Here is a 19,772-nt window from a genome sequence, read left to right as displayed (position 1 = left end):
GTCTAGCGGTCTGTCTGGCCGGGGCTGCGGCCAGTTGTTCTCAACACAAGATTGCCATAGCCGGTGCCATCTTGGTGAACCGCGTTGGCAGCAGTCCGGCGGTAGACACTGACGAATCCGGCCAGCTGCACCGGGCCGGCCGAGCCTTGGCGGCGCAGCAGCGATTCGGCCGCCTGCAGCCGTTCGTAGCTGGGGTTTTCGCCGCCCAGTTCGGCGGCGGCCAGGGCGAGCACGCGGTGCTTCATGGCGGCCGGGAGTTGTTCCATGCCTCCCCGTGGCAGCTCCAGCCCGTCCGGTGTGACCACCCGCAGCCGGCGGTATTCCTCGGCCGCCTGTGCCTGCAGGTAGTCGGCGTCGGCGGCCAGAATCTGTGCCGACCGCCACAGCGCCTGGGCGACGCCGGGACCCATCTCGTCCTCCAGGAACGGCATCACCCGCATCCGGATGCGGGAGCGCATGTACTGCGGATCACTGTTGGCGGGGTCGTGCCAGGGCTGCAGCCCGGCAACCGCGCACACCTCCTCGGTGTCTTGCCGGCGCAGCGACAGGAACGGGCGCAGATACCGGCCCCGCTTCACCGGCATGCCGGCCAACGACCGCGTGCCCGAGCCGCGGCCCAGGCCCAGCAGTACCTGCTCGGCCTGGTCGTCCAGGGTGTGCCCCAGCAGCACCGCCGCGGCCCCGAGTTCCGCCGCGGCGGCATCCAGCGCCGCGTAGCGTGCCGTCCTGGCGGCCGCCTCCGGCCCCATGCCGGCCGATTCCACGGCCACCCGGCGGACCTGGACCGGGGCCAGCCCCAGCGTTTCGAGCTGCAGCCGGGCACCCTCGGCCACCGCCGCGCTGCCCTGTTGCAGGCCATGGTCGACGACGACGGCCCCCACCCGATAGGGACGGACACCGTTGCGGGCCGGCCGGTTGAAGAATTCCGCCGCGACGGCCAGGGCCAGCGAATCCGGTCCCCCGCTGCAGGCCACCAGCAACAGCTGCGGTTCGGCGCCCCCGGCGGTCGCTGCCGGCGGACCGAACTGTTCCAGCGCCTGGCGCAGCTGGTGCCGGGCGTCTGCCACCCGCGGATGCAACCGGGGCTTGCGCCGGTCCGCTGCAACACCGCTCATGCGCGGCTGAGGTCCATCCGGCTGACCCACAGGTCGGGGTGGTGGATCTCCTCTTCCGTGGGCAGGTTTTCGGGACGCTCCCACACCTGGTTAAAACCCTCCATGCCGATCTGCCGGGTCACCGCACGGACGAACTTGGCGCCGTCGGAGTACTGCCGGGCCTTGGCATCGAGGCCCATGAGTTTGCGGATCCAGTTTTCCAGCGCGCCGCGGCTCTTGCCGCGCGCGTTGAAACGTTGGCGGATGGTCTTGACCGTCGGGACCAGCGAGGAATCGACCGCGTCCATCACCACGTTGGCGTGGCCCTCCAGCAGGCTCATCACGGCGGTCAGGTGTGAGAAGACGGCCTTCTCTTCCGGCCCCTGGATCAGATCGAGGAGGGAACCCTTCAGCGCGGAACCCGGCCCTCCGCCGTCGTCCTTTCCGCTGTCCCTGGCCGCGGCGACGGCCGCCTTGACCGTCTGCTGCAGCCGCTCGCCGAGGGTGTCCGCCTTTTCCACCAGCGAGGACGACAGCCCGCCGATCTGCTCCATCATGTGGTCGCGCAGCCAGGGGGCCGCGGCAAACTGCACCCGGTGGGTCTGCTCGTGCAGGCACACCCAGAGGCGGAAGTCGGCGGGCACCACATTCAGTTCCCGCTCCACGGTCACGATGTTCGGCGCCACCAGCATCAGCCGCCCGGCGGCCGGGCCCCCGGGCAACAGGGAGCAGAAGGGGTCGTACTGGCCCAGCACCTTGCTGGAGAGGAAGGAGAGGATGGCGCCCATCTGGGTGCCGGTGAGCACGCTGCCCACGGCCGTGGTGGCGTTCTTGAGCTGATCCGGGCGCTTTTCGGCGAGCGCGGCGATAGCCGGGGCCAGCATGACCTCGAAACTGCGGGCGTTTGCCCTGGACCAAGCGGCGCGGTCCACGATCAGCACATCGGAGTCGCGCAGGTCGCGGGCGGCCTCCAACCCGGTGATGCGGTGCACGTGGTCCACCGACTCTTCCGCCAGCCGGCGCATCTCGGCCACGGCGGCGCGCATTTCCGCGGCCTTCATCCGGGGGCCGGCGGGGGTCAGCGTGGCTGCCGTGGACGCGGCCAGTTCCCAGTTGACCAACCGCGGGGCGGGGCCTGGGGTGGCGCCGGATTCACTGGGGGTCGGTGCGCTACTGTCCATGCGTCCCATCAGATCACATCAGCGGCGAGCCGGTCACTACCGGCGGGCATCGATTGAAGCGGCTCGGCGGCCGGGGCTCAGCAGCCAAGGTCGGCGGAAGAGTAGCCGGCGGCCGGGGCTCAGCAGCCAAGGTCGGCGGAAGAGTAGCCGGCGGCCGCGGCTTCCGGGCCTGGCTCAGCGGCAGCCGCAGCCGGCCAGCACGGTCGCCGCCCGGTCGGCGGCCACGCGCGCGGCGTCGGTCGAGCCTTTCAGGCCGTTGGCCACGAAGGCGAACACCAGCAGGCGTCCGTCGGCGCTGGCCACATAGCCGCTGAGCGACGTCACGGTGTTCAAGGTGCCGGTCTTGGCCCGGACCAGCCCGGCGCCGGCGGGGTTGTTTTCCAGGTAGCGCCCGGACAGGGTGCCGGTCAGGCCGGCGACCGGCAGGGAGCCGATCCCGGCCCGCAGGTCCGCGTCCTCGGAGGAGGCCATCAGCCTGACCGCCGCGGCCAGCTGGGCAGGACTGACCCGGTTCTCCATCGACAGGCCGCTGGCATCGGCCAGCACCATGCCCTCCACGGGAATGCCCGCCAGGCCCGCCGCCTCGCGGATGGCTTCGGTGCCGCCCGCGAAGGAGCCGGGCTTGCCCGCCGCCACGGCCGTGTTGCGCGCGAGGACCTCCGCCACATAGTTGTCCGAATGCTGCATCATGTAGGCCACCTGATCGGCCACCCGCGCGGAATCCGCCTCGGCCAACACGTCCGCGTCAGCCGGTGCCGCTTCCCGTGCCACCGCGGCCTTCACCGTGAGTCCCTGCCCGGCCACGGCTTCGGCCAGCGCGTCGCGGAACGCCGCCCCGGCCAGCGCGGCGGCGTCGGCCACCAGGTCGCCGCCGCCGTCGGCCTGTTCCCGCCCGGCGTACAGGGCGAGCGGGTACACGGCGGAAATTTCGCCGTTCTTCACGTCGCCCGGGTCCCAAGCGGCGCTGATGACGGCCCCGGAGTAGAGGGAATCGTCCACCGCCACCGAGAGTTCACCGGTGTACCCGTCGGCGGCCAGCTGCCCGGCCGCTTCTGCTGCCAGCGTTGCCAGCCCGGCTTCGCCCCAGACCGCGCCGGGCTTGGATTCCCCGGCACCCAGCAAGGCATCCCCGCCGCCGACCAGATAGACCACGCCCGGCTTGCCGCCGCGCTTGACCGAGGTAGTGAACCGGTGGCCGGCACCGATGGTGTCCAGGGCGGCGACGGCGGTCAGCAGCTTCAGGTTGGATGCCGGCACCAGCGGCTCGCCGGCTGCCTCGTCGTACAGCACGTCGCCGCTGGCCGCGTCGGTGACGATCCCCGTGAAGCCGCCGGCGCCGTCGAACGCCAAGGCCCGGTCCAGGGCCGCATCCAGCACGGCCGGATCCGGCACCGGCGCCTCGCCGGCCGGCTTGAGCGGCTGCGGCTCCGCCAGCTCGGTGGGCGGCAATTGCGCCGCAGGGGTGCTGATAACCGGCTCCGGCTCCGGCCAATCGATGGCCTGGCCGAGGTTTAGGGCGGCGGGCACGGCCAGCACGGCGAAGACGACTGCCAGCAGCCCGGAGGTGAGCACGCGGAAGCCACGCCCCATGCTGCCCCTCCTGAGGATCTTGAAGTGTTGGGAACGCCCCGCGCCAACCCCGATGCCGGTACGGAAGGGCAAGACCTATATCGTTAAGCGTAGTCCGGCGCCGGGCCACGGCCGTGCATCGGCGGCGCCGAAGCCAATTTTCCGAACGTCTCCAAGGAGCGAAGCCATGCAGCATGACGTCACCATCGAGATCCCCAAGGGTTCGCGCGTCAAGTACGAAATCGACCATGAGACCCACCGCCTCCGCCTGGACCGGGTGCTGTTCACGTCCATGCAGTACCCCACCCACTACGGCTTCTTCGAGGACACGCTGGGCGAGGACGGCGATCCGCTGGACGCGATGGTCATGCTGCAGGACTACGACCTGCTGCCCGGTGTCGTGGTCGAATCCCGCCCCATCGCCGTCTTCAACATGACCGACGACGGCGGCGGCGACGCCAAGGTGCTGTGCGTTCCGGCCGACAAGCGCTTCGACCACATCCAGGAGCTGTCCGACGTGCCGGAGTTCCTCGTCAAGGAAATCGAGCACTTCTTCACCCGCTACAAGGACCTGGAGCCGGGCAAGTGGGTCAAGGCCGAGGGCTGGGCCGACCGCGCCGCCGCCGAGGCCGAACTGGAAGCCTCCATCCGGCGCTTCGCCGCCCAGGGCTAAGGCCAACCGGCGACGAACGGCCGAGCAGCCACGCCCGGCCTGAACCGAGCCTTGCCGCTCGAAACCGGCAGGAACAGCGACGGCGGTCCGGACCCTTCAGGTCCGGGCCGCTTTTGCCTTCCCCGGGGGCGACCGGCGGCAGGACACACCAGCCAACCGGAATCGGTTGTTCCTGCCCGGACGGGCGCAATACTGGTGCCATGTACGTGCTCACGATCAACCAGCGCGATTCCCGCGAGGCGGGCGACCAGGTGCCCGCCCTGATCAAGGCGCTGCGCCACCTGACCGCGGCGATCCCCTTTCAGCGGTCTGTCGGCGACGAAGCGATCGGCGCGGTCGAGAAGCCGTCCACGGCCATCGACGCCGCCCTGATCGCGCTGCGCGCCAGGCGCTGGCATGTGGGAATCGGCGTGGGCGAACTGCGGCCGCCGCTTCCGGAGGACATCAAGGACGCCGAAGGGTACGGCCTGGTCTACGCACGGCGCGCGGTGAACCGGGCCCGGAAAACCGGTGACCGCGTTCCGCTGGCCGTGTCCGGGCCCGATGCTGAGGTCGCCGCCGAAGCAGAAGCCGTGCTGCGGCTCATCGGCCAAATCGTCGCCACCCGCACCGACGCGGAGTGGAAGGTGCTGGACCTGATGACGCCGGGAGCGCGCGGCCAGCAAAAGTACGTTGCCGAAGAACTGGGCATCACCAGCCAGGCCGTGAGCAAGGCGGTGGTCCGCTCGCACTGGGTGGAGGAGTGGGCCTGCCGTCCGGCCGCCGCCCGGCTGCTGGACCTTGTCCACGGGCCCGCCTCCCCGGCCGCCGTCGCCCCGCCGCGCTGACGGCCCCGGAAGCTACGGCAATACCGGCGGGCGGCGTCTAGACTCCGAGGGAGACGGCGCCCGCCTCCGCCCGCGGGTCAACGACACAAGGAGTGTTCAATATGGTTCCGGAGATCAACATTTGGGCGGTCATCGTGGCCACCCTTTCGACCCTGATCGTCGGATCTGTCTGGTACACGCCGAAGGTCTTCGGCAACTACTGGATGAGGGTCGCCAACGTCAGCCCCGGCGACGGCAAAAGCGCCGTACGCCCGATCATCATCACGGTGATCGTCAGCCTGATCAGCGCGTGGGTGCTGGCGGGTTCGGCGGCCATCGCGCAGGATTTCTACGGCGGCAACTTCCTGTGGAACACGGTGCTGACCGCCATCATCCTCTGGGCCGGCTTCACCGCCGCCCGCTTCGCCACGCACGATGCCTTCGAGGGCCGGCCGGTCGGACTGACCGTCCTGAACATCGTGCACGAACTCGTGACGTTCCTGGTCATGGCACTGGTCATCGGCCTCTTCGGGATCAGCGGAGCCTGAGAACCGCAGCCCCCACTATCGAGGCAGCCGGCGGCAACAGGTGTGCCCGGGATTCACCCGGGCACCTCCTCCGGGTGGATCAGCCGGGCACGCCTCAGTCCAGCAGGCTGCGCAGCACGACTGCTGCCCCGTCTTCCTCGACGGTTCCCGTGACCTCGTGGGCGACGGCCAGGACCTCCTCGGGCGCCTGTCCCATCGCGACGCCCCGGGCGGCCCAGTCCAGCATTTCGATGTCGTTGCGGCCATCGCCCATGGCGACGGTATGCGACGGCTCGACGTCCAGCTTCCGGCGCAGGGATTCCAGCGCGCTGGCCTTGGTCACGCCGTTGGCCGCGATGTCCAGCCACGCGGTCCAGCCCACCGAGTACGTCACGCCCTTGAGCCCCGCCGTGTCGATGGCTTCCTTGAACTCCTCGGGAGTGTTTTCGGCGCTGGAGACCACCACGCGCACGGCCGTGGACTCCAGCAGCGCCTCGAAGTCGACGCCCTTGGCCTCGATGCCGAAGCTGGCGTCCTGGAAGCGCTCCGTGGCCAGGAAATTGCCCTCTTCGTCCTCGAGCGCAAACTTGGCGGTGGGCAGCTTGGACCGCATCACCCGCAGGGCCGGTCCGGGGTTGAACGTCACCCGGTCGATCACCTCGTAGCCGTCCTCCAGCGACGTGTCGATCCGAAGGGTGACACCGCCGTTGGAGCAGACGGCGTACCCCTTGGTGACGCCGATCAGTTGGATGATCGGCAGCGTTGCATTCAGGGACCGTCCGGTGGAGACGACCACCTCGTGGCCGGCGTCGACGACGGCGCGCGCTGCTTCGCGCACGGCATCGCTCATGTGGCCGTCGTGGTTGACCAGGGTGCCGTCCACATCCAGCGCCACGAGTTTGCGGGACCCGTTCTCCACGAAGTTGTGGCGCCGGGCTTCGTTTTTATTGTTTGTCATATCTTTCGTAGCAATCCGCTGGTCGTCGATGCCAGCGTTAGCCTTGTCAGCTGTAGTTGTCATGTCCCTAGTCAAACATGGGGGGCAGACACGCGGGTAGGAAATTTTCTACGGGCGAATGAAGTGCCGGTGAACGCGGCCCCGCCGCGACGGCACCGCAGTGCCGCCGGCGGGGCGGAACGGCGCGCTAGGAGAGCACCGGAAGGACGTCCATGCCGCCCAGGTAGGGCCGCAGCGCGGCAGGCACATTCACGGAGCCGTCGGCGTTCTGGTGGTGCTCGAGGATGGCGACGATCCAGCGCGTGGTGGCAAGGGTCCCGTTCAGGGTGGCCACCGCCCTCGTGCCCTTCTTTTCGCCGTCCGCCGAAGCCTGGCGTTCACGGATGTTCAACCGGCGGGCCTGGAAGGTCGTGCAGTTGGAGGTGGACGTCAGCTCCCGGTAGGCCTCCTGGGTGGGCACCCAGGCTTCGCAGTCGAACTTGCGGGCCGCGCTCATGCCCAGGTCTCCCGCAGCGGTGTCGATCACCCGGTAGGGCAGTTCCACCTTGGCCAGCATTTCTTCTTCCCAGGCGAGCAGGCGGGCGTGCTCGTCGGCGGCCTCCTCGATCTGGCAGTAGATGAACATTTCCAGTTTGTTGAACTGGTGCACGCGGATGATGCCCCGGGTGTCCTTGCCGGCGGCCCCGGCCTCACGGCGGTAGCAGGAGCTCCAGCCGGCGTAGCGCGTCGGCCCGGCGGACAGGTCCAGGATCTCGTCCGCGTGGTAGCCCGCGAGCGCCACCTCCGAGGTGCCCGTGAGGTACAGGTTGTCCCGTTCCAGCCGGTAGATCTCGTCGTCGTGCTCCACATCGAAGCCGGTCCCCTGCATGGTTTCGGGGCGGACCAGGGTGGGGGTGATCATGGGGATGAAGCCGTTGGACACGGCCTGGTCCAGCGCCATGTTCATCAGGGCAATCTCCAGCCGGGCGCCCACGCCCTTGAGGAAGTAGAAGCGGGAGCCCGAAACCTTGGCCCCGCGTTCCATGTCGATGGCACCGATCAGCTCGCCGATGGCCAGGTGGTCCTTCGGCTCGAACCCGTCCCGGGCGAAGTCCCGGGGCTCGCCGACCGTCTTGAGCACCGTGAAGTCGTCCTCGCCGCCGGCGGGAACGCCGTCTTCGATCCGGTTGGGGATGCTGCGCAGCAGCGATTCCTGCTGGTTCCGGGCGGCATCCGACGCGGCCTGGGCTTCCTTGACCGATGCTGCCAACTCCTTGACCTGGGCCAGGAGCTCTGCCTTCTCCCCGCCCGTGGCCTGGGCCACCTTTTTGCCGAAGAGATTCTGTTCGGCGCGCAGTCCCTCGTAACGGTTGATCGCTTCCCGGCGGGCCGTATCGGCGGCGATCACGGCATCGACCACCGACTCGTCGGCGCCCCGGGCGCGCTGGGAGGCACGGAAAATCTCTGGATTGGCGCGGAGGTCGTTTACATCGATCACCTGCTAAGGGTACCGAAAAAGGCCTTCCGGCCTCGCTCCGCGCCCGCCGCAGCCGGTAGCGGGCCTCAATGGGCCAAAGCGGCGGGGCTGGATAGTCTATGACCAACATGACTGCCGAATGGATGCCCGCCCTCATCATCCTGCTAGCGGTGGCCGCCTTGGCGGTGGGATGGCCGGGCCTTCGCGGCATGCTGGGGCGCCGCCGGACAGCGGTGCCGGCCGCCCTTGCGCCTTCCCCGGGCCTGCCCGACCAGCGCGTGGTCTTCATCCTGAACCCGGCCAAGAACTCGGCCGACGAGGCCCGCCGCGAGGTGGAGGCAGCCTGCGCGGCGGCCGGTTGGAGCCCGCCCCTGGTGTTGGAAACCACGCCCGAGGACCCGGGCCACGGACAGGCCAGGCGGGCCATCGCCGAGCGTGCGGACGTGGTGATCGCCGGCGGCGGAGACGGCACGATCCGGGTGGTGGCCTCGGAATTGTCCGGCACCCAGGTGCCGATGGGGGTGCTGCCGCTGGGCACCGGCAACCTGCTGGCCCGCAATCTGGGTCTGGATCCGGCGGCCCTGCGGACCAACATCCATGTGGCGCTGCACGGGATCATCCGCAAGATCGACACCGCCGACATCATCTTGGAGAACGAGGCGACCGGCGAACGGTCGCAGGACAGCTTCCTGGTGATCGCCGGCATCGGCGTGGATGCGGATGTCTTGGCCGACACCCGCGACGACCTGAAGCGCCGGTTCGGCTGGATGGCCTATTCCGAAGCCGGCGTCCGCCACCTTGCCGGCCAGCGGGAGCGTGTCATGGTCAGCATCGACGACGGGCCCGCCCGGCCCCGCCGCGTCCGCAGCATCCTGCTGGCCAACTGCGGGAAGTTGCCGGCGGGGATCGATTTCATCCCCACCGCGGAAATCGACGACGGCGAACTGGACATCGTGGTGCTCAGTCCGCGCAGCGCGATCGGCTGGTTGTGGATTGCCGCCAAGACGCTGGTGCGGCACAGCGCGCCGATTCCCGTGATCGAGTACCACCGCGGGCGGAAGGTCCGCATCACGGCGCACGAGCCGATGGGAAGCCAGCTCGACGGCGATCCCTCCGGGCCGGTCACGTCGCTGACCGTGCAGGTCAGGCCGCGGTCGCTGGCGGTGCGCACCGAGTCGCTCCCCTCCGCCGGCAGCCACCGGGCGGCCGACTAGGGCCTGCCGCGCCCGGGCGGCCACCTGGGCCGGCGGGCTTGGGCCTGCAGCGGCCGGGCGGCCACCTGGGCCGGCGGCCGCCCGGAACGGAGGTGTTTACGTGTCGTCGCCCCCGGTGTTGAGCGGATCGTCGCTGGCATCGGCCCGGTCGGTGTTGTGCAGTTCCTCGCCCGGAACGTCGATGGGTTGTTCGTCTGCTTCGAGCGCCGGGACATCCGCATCCGGCTGCTGCAGGTCTTCGTCCCGGGGAACCGGGAATTCGCCGGCCGCCTGCTGGTCGATCAACTGCTGCTCCTCGGCGAAGCGCAGGTCGTTGCCCTGGTCCCCCAGGTCGCCCGCGCGGTTTTCACTCGGAGTCTGGTTGAGCGCCTCCACCGGCGTCGGCTCCCCGTCCTGGTACTGGTCCCTGTCGTTCTGCTGCGTCATTGTGCTCCGATCCTTGGTTCGCAGGTGCGGTTTTCCTCAGCATACTGACCATAACCGCGGGTCGACAGTCCGGCAGGGCCGGTCAGCGGGCCGACAGCAGGTCCTGCACCCAGCGGTCGGCCTCCCGGAATGCCTCGTCCTGGTTGCGGCGCGGAACACTCAGTCCGCGGCGGTCGGCGCGCGGGTAGGAGCCCAAGAACCGGATGCCGGGGCTGATCCGGTGCAACCCGCGGACGGCGTCGGCCACCCGCTCCTCGGCGAGGTGGCCTTCGGCATCGAGGCTGAAGAAATAATCTCCCAAAAACTGGCCGGTGGGGCGGGACTCGATCCGGCTCAGGTTCACGCCCCGGCTGGAAAATTGTTCCAGGATTGCCCCCAGCGCCCCCGGACGGTCCTGCGGCAGCGGGACCACCAGGGTGGTCTTGTCGGCGCCGGTCGGAGCGGGCAGGACACCGGGGCGGCTCACCAGAATGAACCGGGTGACGGCGTCCGGAATATCGCCGATATCCTCGGCGAGCACGCGCAGCCCGCGCTGCCGGGCCACCAGCGGCGAGCAGATCGCCGCCTCGTAGCCGGCCCCGGGCTCCAGCAGCCCCACCGCGGACGCCGCCGTCGAGGACGCCGGCAGATATTCCGCTTGGGGAATGTTCGCGGCGGCCCAGGCACGGCATTGCGCCCAAGCATGCGGATGGGTGGACACCACCGCGACGTCTCCCGGCTCGGTTCCGGGCCGGACCGCCAGCACAAAGCGGATGGGCACGAGTTCCTCGCCGATGATGCGCAGCGGCTCGCCTCCCGCGATGGCATCCAGCGTGGCGCTGACGCCGCCCTCGACCGAGTTTTCGATCGGGACCATGGCCGCGCCGGCTTCGCCCGCGCGAACGGCGTCCACGGCGGCGTCGACACTCGCGGCCGGAATCCGGCGCGCGGCAGCCGCCCCGGGAACCTGGAGGAGGGCGGCCTCGGTGAAGGTTCCCTCCGGCCCCAGGAAGGTGTAGACGCCTGCCATTACTGGACCCGGGGCTCCTGCCCGTTCTCCGAGACGATCGGTTTGCCGGCATCCAGCCAGGCACCCATCCCGCCGTCGACGTTCACCGCCGAGTATCCGTTCCCGTTCAGCCATTCGGTGGCCCGGAAGGACCGACCGCCGCTGCGGCACACCACATGCAGGTCCACATCGGGGTCCAGTTCCTCCAGGCGCAGCGGCAGCTCGTTGAGCGGGATGTGCACGGCGCCCGCAATGTGTCCGGCTTCCCATTCATAGTCTTCGCGCACGTCCAGAATGGTGGCGTCGCCGCCGATGCTGTTGACATCCACATTCTCGATATCGCTCATGGCAACCTCCGTGATCCGCGGCGGGCCGTGCCGCCGCTGGTGAATTCCTGCTCCGGGCGCACCCGCGATTTGCCCCCTTTCCAAGCCTATAGTGGGATCGTCCGCCGCACCGTAATGAGACAGGGGTACCGATGGCCGCAGACCAGCCGACCATCCTTGCTACGTCCGGCGGAATCACGGCCGGCGTTCGCAGCCGGATCGCGTTCCACCACCTGGTGCACCACGCCGTCGAACTGGCGGGGCCCACGGGGCGGGCACCGCGGCTGGTCCACGTGGGCACCGCCGGCGGCGACCAGCGCTGGCTCCAGGCCGAGCTGGACGAGGCGGCCAGGGTTGCCGGTTACGGCCTGAGCCATCTGAACCTGTTCACCATGCCCAATGTGGCGGACATCGAGGAACACCTGCTGGGCCAGGATGTGGTGTGGGTGGGCGGCGGTTCGGTGGCGAACCTGCTGGCGGTGTGGCGGGTCCACGGCCTGGACGCCATTTTCAGGCGGGTCTGGCAGGCCGGCGTGGTGCTGGCAGGGGTCTCCGCCGGTTCCATCTGTTGGTTCCGCGGCGGCACTACCGACTCCTTCGGCCCCGAGCTGCGGCCGGTCACGAACGGGCTGGCGTTGCTGCCCTACGACAACGGCGTCCACTACGACTCGGAACCGCAGCGCCGGCCGTTGGTGCACCGGCTCGTGGCGGACGGCATCCTGGGCGAAACGCACTGCACCGACGACGGGGTCGGACTGGTCTACCGCGGCACCGAACTGGCCGAGGCGGTCAGCGAGACCGACGGGAAACTCGCCTACCGCGTGACAGCCCAGGCCGGGGACGGGCCCGACGCCATCGCGGTGGAGGAACCGATCGACACCAGGTTCCTCGGCTGACCCGGCGCGCCGGTGGGACGCGCGGATTAGCCCGCACCGCCGGGCGGGGCTACGCTTACGGGCGATGACTGCTTTGCATGACTTGACGGCCGTCGCCCAGCGCGACGCCGTGGCCCGCGGCGAACTGTCCGCCCTCGAACTGACGGAGCATTACCTCCAGCGCATCGATGCCCTGAATCCCAGGCTCGGCGCCTTCGTCACCGTCACCGCCGACCAGGCGCTCAAGCAGGCACGCGCCGCGGACGACCACCAGGCACGCGGCGGGACCCTGGGCCGGCTGCACGGCCTGCCGGTGGCCTACAAGGACCTCACGGACGTGGCCGGCGTCCCGACCACCCACGGCAGCGCGGCCCTGGAGCATCGGCCCGCCCTGGCCAACCACCCCTTGGTGAACGTCCTCGAATCCGCCGGCAGCATCAGCCTCGGCAAGACCCAAGTCCCCGAATTCGGCCTGACCTCCTACAGCGAGAACCGTGTGGCGCCGCCGGCCCGCAACCCGCTGGACCCGGCGCTGAGCCCGGGCGGTTCCTCCGGCGGTAGCGCGGCCGCCGTGGCCGCCGGCCTGCTGCCCTTCGCCCCGGGTTCGGACGGCGGCGGCTCGGTCCGGATTCCGGCGGCCGCCACCGGGCTGGTGGGGTTGAAACCGGGGCGCGGCCGGCTCCCGGCCGGCAGCATCGGAGACGACCCGGGCCGGCTGGTGGTCGCCGGGCCCTTGGCCCGCACGGCGGCCGATGCCGGGCTGCTGATGGACGCCATGGCGGACGAGCAGCTGGCCCGCGCGGCCTTCCCGGGGGAACCCGGCTTCCTGGCCGCCGCGCTTCGCGCCGAAGGGCGCTTTCGGATCGGCATCAGCACCGACTCTCCGTTCGAGTCCGCCTACCCGCTGTCGCTGGAGCCGGAGGCGCGCGAGGCGTTGGATACCGCGGTGGAGCTGCTGCTGGGGATGGGCCACGCGCTCGACGAAGCGGAGATCCGCTACGACAACCGCTACCCGGAGGCGTTTGCCACGGTCTGGACCTCCGGCCTGGCCCGGCTGGAGCTGGAGGCCGGCCACGAACCGCAGCTCATGCCGCTCACCCGTTCCTTCCGCCGCCGCGCCCTGAAGCGCGGGCCGGAGGCGCTGCCGGACGCCTTGGCCACGCTGGCGCGTTTCCAGGACGACACCCGGGCACAGTTCGGCCGCTACGACCTGGTTCTGACGCCCGCGCTGGCCCAGACCCCCCGGCCGGTGGGCTGGTACACCTCCAACAGCGCAGACGTGGACTACATGCGCCAGTGCCAGTATTCGCCGTACACCTCGTTAGTCAACGTGTGCGGGCTGCCCGCCATCGCCGTTCCCGTCAGCACCACCGAGGAGGGCCTGTCCATGGGCGTCCAGCTGATCGGCAAGCCCGGCTCGGAGGCCATGCTGCTGGCCGCCGCCGCGCAGCTGGAGGGCGTGCGATGAATCCTGCAACCCCGGCCTGACCTGCGGATTTGCATTAACACGCCGCCCGGCCACGGGCGCAGAATATGACATTTCATGTAGGGGACTGTCAGAATAGAACACCGTGAGCAATACCGTGCAGTCCGGGAATCCGCAGCCGGAAACAACAAAACAGTCCACCCAAACCGGCAAAACCTTCTTCGGGCATCCACGGATGCTGGCGAACCTTTTCTCCGTAGAACTCTGGGAGCGTTTCTCCTTCTACGGCATGCAGGGCATCCTGCTCTACTACATGTACTACTCGGTCGCCGAGGGCGGCCTGGGGATCGACGAGGGAATTGCCACCGGCCTGGTGGGCGCCTACGGCGGCGGCGTGTACCTCTCCTCGATCCTTGGCGCGTGGGTGGCCGACCGCCTCCTGGGGTCCGAGAAGGTCCTGTTCTACACCGGCATCATGGTCATGCTGGGCCACATCGCGCTGGCCCTGATCCCGGGCGGCGTCGGGCTGGCCATCGGCCTGATCCTGGTGGCCATCGGCTCCGGCGGCCTGAAGGCCACCGCCAGCTCGCTGGTCGGCTCGCTCTACAGCCTGAAGGACGACCGCCGCGACGCCGGCTTCTCCATCTTCTACATGGGCGTGAACATCGGCGGCCTCTTCGGCCCGCTGCTCACCGGCCTGGCCCAGGTGCAGCTCGGTTTCCACTACGGCTTCGGCCTGGCGGCGCTGGGCATGGCCATCGGCCTGACCCAGTACGCCCTGACCCGCAAGAACCTGCCCGAGGCCGCGCACCATGTGGCCAACCCGCTGCCGCGGGGCAACTACGGCAAGGTCGCCGCCGCGGCCGTGGCCGCCGTCGTCGTCATAGTGCTGCTGGTGGCCTTCGGCCTGGTGACCGCCTCGAACCTGGCCCCGATCATGGCCTGGCTGGCGATCATCGCCGCCGTGGTCTACTTCGTGGTGATCCTCTCCAGCAAGCAGGTGGACGCGGTGGAGCGCAAGCGCGTCTACGCCTTCATCCCGCTGTTCATCGCCTCCGCCGCGTTCTGGGCGCTGTTCCAGCAGCAGTTCACCGTGGTGGCCCTGTACGCGGACAAGCAGCTGGACCGCACGCTGGGCGGCTGGGAAATGCCGGCCAGCTGGGTGCAGTCCATCAACCCGGTGTTCATCATCATCTTCGCCGGCATCTTCGCTGCCCTGTGGACCAAGCTGGGCCCCAAGCAGCCCAGCTCGCCGCTGAAGTTCGCCCTGGGCCTGGTCGTGATGGGCCTGGCGTTCCTGGCGTTCATCCCGCTCACCGGCGGCGGCGCCAACTCCACCCCGCTGCTGGCCATGGTCGGCATCCTATTCCTGTTCACCATGGCGGAATTGTTCCTCTCCCCGACCGGCTCCTCGGTGTCCACCAAGCTGGCGCCGAAGGCCTTCCAGACCCAGATGGTGGCGCTGTTCCTGCTCTCCATCTCGCTGGGCACCACGCTGGCGGGCATCCTGGCCGGCTACTACGACCCGGCCAATGAAGCCCCGTACTTTGGCTTCATCGGGGTGACGGCGATCATCCTCGGCGTCGGCCTGGCCGCGGCCGTGCCGTCCCTGAAGAAGCTGATGGGCGGCATCCGCTAGGACGGAACCTTAACGACGACGGCGATGCCCGGGCGGAGATTCACTCCGGCCCGGGCATCGCCGTCGTGAGGGGCCTTTTCCTCATCCGACTTTCAGCTTCGGCCCTTCTGAGCGTTCAGCAGGGCGGGTGCTGAATAGTCGACGGGGGAAGCTGGGAAGCCAACCAGCGATGTAGCGAGGCGCCGGACGGACCTACGCTCCGGCGAGGACGCCGATAAAGATCAGCAGGCACCAGATGCCGGTGACCGCGTAGCCCATGATCAGGCCGGCCAGCGCCATGCTGCGGCCGGCCGGTTCCTTCCCCAGCGCGATGTGGCCGAACACGATGGCCAGGACCTGCGGGACCAGCATGAAGCCGAACGTGACCACGGAGACGATGCCCAGCACCAGCGCCGCGATGCTCAGCCCCTTCGGCTCGACCTGCGGCGTGTAGTACATCGGCTGGTTGTAGTCCGGTCCGCCGTACGGCTGCTGCCCGGTATACGGCTGCGCGCCGGGGCCGGGCTGGTAGGAGTACGGGTTCCCCGCCTCGGGCAGCGCCGGCGGCTGCGGCAAGGCCTGGCCCGCATTGGGATCGGTGTACCACCCCGGATGCTTCGGGTCGTTGAAGGGCGGCCTGTTCTCCGTGCCGGACATACTGTTGATTCCCCCTGAGATTGATTCGCTGCTGCGCAGCTTCGGTGCTGCCTACCAGTCTAGGCGCGCGGGAAGATCGGGAGCCATCGGGTCGGATCCGCCACCCGATCGCCACGGATCGGTAGTTTTTTGGCATGCTGGAGGGATGGCAAACCGTGCGGGCACAGTGGCCCTTCCCAGCGACCTTGTTGACCTGACCGCGCTCCGCGACGCGTACTTCAACGTCAAGCCGGATCCGGCCGACCCGTCCCAGCGCGTGGTTTTCGGCACCTCCGGGCACCGCGGCTCCAGCCTGAAGGCATCCTTCAATGAGGACCACATCGCCGCCATCACGCAGGCGATCGTGGAGTACCGCGCCGGGCAGGGCATCGCCGGACCGCTGTTCGTCGGCAAAGACACGCATTCCCTCTCGGATCCGGCCCAGGACACCGCCCTCGAGGTGCTGGCCGGAAACGGTGTGGCAGTGCTGGTCGATTCCCGGACCGGGTGGACCCCGACGCCGGCGGTCAGCCACGCAATCCTCACCCATAACGCGGCCCATCCGGATGCCCAGGCCGACGGCATCGTGATCACCCCCTCGCACAACCCGCCCGGCGACGGCGGCTTCAAGTACAACCCGCCGCACGGCGGCCCGGCCGACTCGGATGCCACCGGGTGGATTGCCGCCCGCGCCAACGAACTGCTCGAGGCGGGCCTGCGCGGCGTCAAGCGGATCACACTGGGACAGGCCCGGTTCTCCGGGTCCATCGGTACGTACGACTTCCTGGCCGCGTACGTGGACGACCTGCCGAAGGTGCTGGACCTGGACGCCATCCGTTCCGCCGGCGTGCGGATCGGTGCCGACCCGATGGGCGGGGCCTCGGTGGACTACTGGGCCGCCATCGCCGAGCGGCACCGGCTGGACCTGACCGTGGTCAATCCGGCGGTGGACCCGCAATGGGCGTTCATGACCCTGGACTGGGACGAGAAGATCCGGATGGACTGCTCGTCGCCGTCGGCGATGGCCTCGCTGATCAACGCAGTGCGCGGCGGCGGCGCCGCCTTCGACATCGCCACCGGCAACGACGCCGACGCGGACCGGCACGGAATCGTGACCCCTGATGCCGGGCTGATGAACCCGAACCACTACCTTGCCGTGGCCATCGACTATCTCTACAGGCACCGGCCGGACTGGCCGGCCGGCGCGTCCGTGGGCAAGACGCTGGTGTCCTCCTCGATGATCGACCGGGTAGCGGCCAACTTGGGCCGGCAGCTGGTGGAAGTTCCCGTGGGCTTCAAGTGGTTCGTGCCCGGGCTGCTCTCCGGCGAAGGCGTCTTCGGCGGCGAGGAGTCGGCCGGCGCCTCCTTCGTGCGGTTCGACGGCAAGCCGTGGTCCACGGACAAGGACGGCATCCTGCTGGCGCTGCTGGCCTCCGAAATCGTGGCGGTGACCGGAAACACGCCGTCGGAACTCTATGCGGGGCTGACCGAGAAGTTCGGGGCGCCGTCCTACGCACGGATTGACGCGGCGGCCACCCGGGAGCAGAAAGCCGCGCTGGCGAAACTCTCCGCCGCCGACGTGGCCGCCACCGAACTGGCCGGCGAGGCGATTACCGCCAAGCTGACCGAAGCGCCCGGCAACGGCGCCCCGATCGGCGGGCTGAAGGTCACGACCGATAACGCGTGGTTCGCGGCCCGGCCCTCCGGCACGGAAGACGTCTACAAGATCTACGCCGAATCCTTCCGCGGCCAGGACCATCTGCAGCAGGTGCAGGCAGAGGCGAAGGCAATCGTGGACGCCGTGATCGCCTGATCACCGCCTGACAACGGAGGCCGGGCCGTTCCCGCCCGGCCTCCGCGACCGGTCGGGCGAGCCGGCACGCCGTTCCGGCGGTAGGATGTCCCCCGGACATTTTCCCGCTGACTCCCCCGAAGAGGCCCACCATGAGCACGCCTGCAAAATCTTCCCCGTTCCGTTGGGCCCTGCATGGCGATGGCAAGAACATTTCACCAGGCACGGTAGTCGGACCCCAGGAGCGGCTCACCTGGCCGCGCACCGTGGGAGTCGGGGCCCAGCACGTGGTCGCCATGTTCGGCGCCACCTTCCTGGTCCCGCTGCTGACCGGGTTCCCGCCGTCGACCACGCTGCTGTTCTCCGGCGTGGGCACTATTCTGTTTTTGATCATCACGGCAGGCAGGGTCCCCAGTTACCTGGGCTCCAGCTTCGCGTTCATCGCCCCGATCGGCGCCGCCATGAATCAGCACGGAATGGGCGGAGCGCTCGGCGGCCTCATCATGGCCGGTGCCTTGCTCTTCCTGGTCGGCGCGCTGGTGCACAAGGCCGGCACGCGCTGGATCAACGTGGTGATGCCGCCGGTGGTCACCGGCGCCATTGTTGCGCTGATCGGGCTCAACCTGGCGCCGGCCGCCAAGCAGAACTTCGAGAAGGGGCCCGTGACGGCGCTGGTCACCGTCGTCGCGATCCTGCTCGTCACGGTGTTGTTCCGCGGGCTGCTGGGGCGGTTGTCCATCCTGTTGGGCGTGCTGGTCGGCTACGTGGTGGCCATCCTGCGGGGCGAGGTGGATTTCTCCAAGATCAATGACGCGGCCTGGATCGGTTTGCCCGAATTTCACGCGCCGGAATTCCACATCTCCCTGATCGGGCTGTTCCTCCCCGTGGTGTTGGTCCTGGTGGCAGAGAACATCGGCCACGTGAAGTCCGTGTCGGCGATGACCGGGCAGGATCTTGACCCCGTCACCGGCCGCGCGTTGATGGCAGACGGCCTGGCCACCGTGCTGGCCGGCAGCGGCGGCGGCTCCGGCACCACCACATACGCCGAGAACATCGGCGTGATGGCCGCCTCCAAGGTCTACTCCACCGCCGCATACTGGGTGGCCGGCATTGTCGCCGTCCTGTTGAGCTTGCTCCCGAAGTTCGGTGCCGCCATCGCCACCGTCCCGGTCGGCGTCCTGGGCGGCGCCGGCGTCGTGCTCTACGGCATGATCGGCATTTTGGGGGTGCGGATCTGGGTCCAGAACCGGGTGAACTTCGCCAACCCCATCAACCTCTCCGTGGCAGGGGTGGCCCTGGTGATCGGCATCGCCAATTTCAAGTGGGCGATAGGCGAGCTGCAGTTCGAAGGCATCGCGCTGGGCTCGGCAGCGGCACTGCTGATTTTCCATGGCATGAGTGCGGTGGCCCGCTGGCGCCACACCGAGCCCGTGGATTCCGTGGAAGACGAGGGCGTCAGGCCGTCCAAGCTCGGCTGACCGCCGGGCGTGGCGGCCGCCTGGAGGCGAGGGCGTGCTCCGGGCCGCCGTGCCCTAGACCGCGGGGACATCGGAGGCTAGCGTTGCAGCCATCTCTCCCGCGGCGTCCGGCCCGGGACCTTCTCGAGGAGGAAAGCATGGCCAACCACGTCTACAACGTCACGGAGATTGTGGGTACGTCGCCCGACGGGATCGATGCCGCGGTCTCCAACGCCATCAACGAGGCCTCCAAGACACTGCGCAACCTCGACTGGTTCGAAGTGAAGTCCGTTCGCGGCCACCTTAGCGAAGGCAGGGTCGCCGACTGGCAGGTGACCATCAAGCTCGGTTTCCGGCACGAAAGCTGACCGACCCATGAGCCAGCCACGCGATGAATCCACAATGCCCGACGACGAGCATCGGCGCCACGACATCGGCGCCCCGGAGCCGGAGAACGACTCCGCCGCCAAGTTCGACGGCGAGCACTTCACCTCCAGCCTGCTCAATGCGGGGCAGAGGGTACCGGGCCTGAGCCCGGACGGCGAATACCGCCAGAGCGAGGACCCGGAGCACGAGAACGAACCCGGACAGGACGGATTCGTTCCCCCCTCCGCCCCCACCGGCGGATAGCAGGGCGGGAACTCGGCACCGCGGCACCGCGAGACGCGGGTTCGTGCGGCGGGGCCCGCGCGGCCTTGCCCGAGCGACGCTTGGCTGGTGAGGCGACGCGTGGGCCATGAGCGGAGCCTT

The 19,772-nt window shown here is 69.2% G+C and carries 20 protein-coding genes; 11 read left to right on the top strand and 9 right to left on the bottom strand.

What is annotated here, in order from left to right; translation table 11 throughout:
• Positions 1-2: 2 nt before the first annotated feature.
• The 3 genes from tilS to dacB all read right to left on the bottom strand — a co-directional run bounded on the left by tilS (position 3) and on the right by dacB (position 3,865).
• Complete coding sequence (tilS, locus tag AC5RTY_RS15665; RefSeq protein ID WP_494024889.1) at positions 3-1,115, bottom strand: tRNA lysidine(34) synthetase TilS; 1,113 nt, start codon at positions 1,113-1,115, stop codon at positions 3-5.
• The gene (locus AC5RTY_RS15660) at positions 1,112-2,275 is read right to left on the bottom strand and encodes a zinc-dependent metalloprotease (RefSeq protein ID WP_494001925.1); all 1,164 of its coding nucleotides are present in this window, start codon (positions 2,273-2,275) and stop codon (positions 1,112-1,114) included. The genes tilS and AC5RTY_RS15660 overlap by 4 nt, the downstream gene beginning before the upstream one ends.
• Positions 2,276-2,449: 174 nt before the next feature.
• Positions 2,450-3,865, bottom strand: a complete 1,416-nt coding sequence (gene dacB, locus AC5RTY_RS15655) for a D-alanyl-D-alanine carboxypeptidase/D-alanyl-D-alanine endopeptidase (RefSeq protein ID WP_494001924.1) — start codon at positions 3,863-3,865, stop codon at positions 2,450-2,452.
• Between the two features lie 166 nt (positions 3,866-4,031).
• Here dacB and AC5RTY_RS15650 point away from each other — a divergent pair, with 166 nt between their 5' ends.
• The 3 genes from AC5RTY_RS15650 to AC5RTY_RS15640 all read left to right on the top strand — a co-directional run bounded on the left by AC5RTY_RS15650 (position 4,032) and on the right by AC5RTY_RS15640 (position 5,871).
• Positions 4,032-4,517 (top strand): inorganic diphosphatase, encoded by a 486-nt coding sequence (locus AC5RTY_RS15650; protein ID WP_494001923.1) that lies wholly within the window; start codon positions 4,032-4,034, stop codon positions 4,515-4,517.
• Positions 4,518-4,717: 200 nt separating this feature from the next.
• Positions 4,718-5,344, top strand: coding sequence for a hypothetical protein (locus AC5RTY_RS15645; protein WP_494001922.1), 627 nt, complete (start codon positions 4,718-4,720; stop codon positions 5,342-5,344).
• Positions 5,345-5,445: 101 nt separating this feature from the next.
• Positions 5,446-5,871 carry a DUF1761 domain-containing protein gene (locus AC5RTY_RS15640; protein WP_494001921.1) on the top strand — a complete coding sequence of 142 codons (426 nt, stop codon included), beginning with the start codon at positions 5,446-5,448 and terminating at the stop codon, positions 5,869-5,871.
• A 94-nt stretch (positions 5,872-5,965) separates the two neighbouring features.
• Here the strand turns inward: AC5RTY_RS15640 and AC5RTY_RS15635 are convergent, their stop codons facing one another.
• Both AC5RTY_RS15635 and serS read right to left on the bottom strand, forming a co-directional pair.
• Positions 5,966-6,871, bottom strand: a complete 906-nt coding sequence (locus tag AC5RTY_RS15635) for an HAD family hydrolase (protein ID WP_494024890.1) — start codon at positions 6,869-6,871, stop codon at positions 5,966-5,968.
• Positions 6,872-6,995: 124 nt separating this feature from the next.
• A complete protein-coding gene (gene serS / locus AC5RTY_RS15630; protein WP_494024891.1) occupies positions 6,996-8,285 on the bottom strand; it encodes a serine--tRNA ligase in 1,290 nt (429 codons plus the stop codon).
• A 98-nt stretch (positions 8,286-8,383) separates the two neighbouring features.
• Between serS and AC5RTY_RS15625 the strand changes: the two genes are divergently transcribed.
• Positions 8,384-9,478, top strand: a complete 1,095-nt coding sequence (locus AC5RTY_RS15625) for a diacylglycerol/lipid kinase family protein (protein ID WP_494023932.1) — start codon at positions 8,384-8,386, stop codon at positions 9,476-9,478.
• Between the two features lie 96 nt (positions 9,479-9,574).
• On the opposite strand, the gene AC5RTY_RS15620 is transcribed toward AC5RTY_RS15625, so the two are convergent.
• From AC5RTY_RS15620 to AC5RTY_RS15610, 3 genes are all read right to left on the bottom strand, one after another.
• Positions 9,575-9,904, bottom strand: coding sequence for a hypothetical protein (locus AC5RTY_RS15620; protein WP_494013383.1), 330 nt, complete (start codon positions 9,902-9,904; stop codon positions 9,575-9,577).
• Between the two features lie 82 nt (positions 9,905-9,986).
• Positions 9,987-10,913 carry a prephenate dehydratase gene (gene pheA, locus AC5RTY_RS15615; RefSeq protein WP_494024892.1) on the bottom strand — a complete coding sequence of 309 codons (927 nt, stop codon included), beginning with the start codon at positions 10,911-10,913 and terminating at the stop codon, positions 9,987-9,989.
• Positions 10,913-11,239, bottom strand: coding sequence for a rhodanese-like domain-containing protein (locus AC5RTY_RS15610; RefSeq protein ID WP_494001915.1), 327 nt, complete (start codon positions 11,237-11,239; stop codon positions 10,913-10,915). The genes pheA and AC5RTY_RS15610 overlap by 1 nt, the downstream gene beginning before the upstream one ends.
• A gap of 131 nt (positions 11,240-11,370) precedes the next feature.
• Here AC5RTY_RS15610 and AC5RTY_RS15605 point away from each other — a divergent pair, with 131 nt between their 5' ends.
• From AC5RTY_RS15605 to AC5RTY_RS15595, 3 genes are all read left to right on the top strand, one after another.
• Positions 11,371-12,114 carry a Type 1 glutamine amidotransferase-like domain-containing protein gene (locus AC5RTY_RS15605; protein WP_494023934.1) on the top strand — a complete coding sequence of 248 codons (744 nt, stop codon included), beginning with the start codon at positions 11,371-11,373 and terminating at the stop codon, positions 12,112-12,114.
• 64 nt (positions 12,115-12,178) lie between these two features.
• A complete protein-coding gene (locus tag AC5RTY_RS15600; protein WP_494024893.1) occupies positions 12,179-13,561 on the top strand; it encodes an amidase in 1,383 nt (460 codons plus the stop codon).
• Positions 13,562-13,664: 103 nt separating this feature from the next.
• Positions 13,665-15,158, top strand: a complete 1,494-nt coding sequence (locus AC5RTY_RS15595; protein ID WP_494024894.1) for a peptide MFS transporter — start codon at positions 13,665-13,667, stop codon at positions 15,156-15,158.
• Positions 15,159-15,350: 192 nt separating this feature from the next.
• Here the strand turns inward: AC5RTY_RS15595 and AC5RTY_RS15590 are convergent, their stop codons facing one another.
• On the bottom strand, positions 15,351-15,794 hold the full coding sequence (locus AC5RTY_RS15590) for a DUF4190 domain-containing protein (protein ID WP_494001911.1): 444 nt from the start codon (positions 15,792-15,794) through the stop codon (positions 15,351-15,353).
• 145 nt (positions 15,795-15,939) lie between these two features.
• On the opposite strand from AC5RTY_RS15590, the gene pgm reads away from it, so the two are divergent.
• The 4 genes from pgm to AC5RTY_RS15570 all read left to right on the top strand — a co-directional run bounded on the left by pgm (position 15,940) and on the right by AC5RTY_RS15570 (position 19,652).
• Positions 15,940-17,586: a phosphoglucomutase (alpha-D-glucose-1,6-bisphosphate-dependent) gene (gene pgm / locus AC5RTY_RS15585; protein ID WP_494024895.1), complete on the top strand. Its 1,647-nt coding sequence runs from the start codon at positions 15,940-15,942 to the stop codon at positions 17,584-17,586.
• A 131-nt stretch (positions 17,587-17,717) separates the two neighbouring features.
• Entirely contained in the window at positions 17,718-19,043 is a 1,326-nt protein-coding gene (locus tag AC5RTY_RS15580) for a uracil-xanthine permease family protein (protein ID WP_494024896.1), read from the top strand.
• Between the two features lie 137 nt (positions 19,044-19,180).
• A complete protein-coding gene (locus tag AC5RTY_RS15575; protein ID WP_494023939.1) occupies positions 19,181-19,390 on the top strand; it encodes a dodecin in 210 nt (69 codons plus the stop codon).
• A 7-nt stretch (positions 19,391-19,397) separates the two neighbouring features.
• Positions 19,398-19,652: a hypothetical protein gene (locus AC5RTY_RS15570; protein WP_494024897.1), complete on the top strand. Its 255-nt coding sequence runs from the start codon at positions 19,398-19,400 to the stop codon at positions 19,650-19,652.
• The last annotated feature ends 120 nt before the right edge of the window (positions 19,653-19,772 follow it).

The sequence above is a fragment of the Arthrobacter sp. Y3224055 genome (assembly GCF_059090825.1).
The sequence above is the reverse complement of the archived record's forward strand: the minus strand, read 5'-3'. Positions and strand labels throughout refer to the sequence as shown.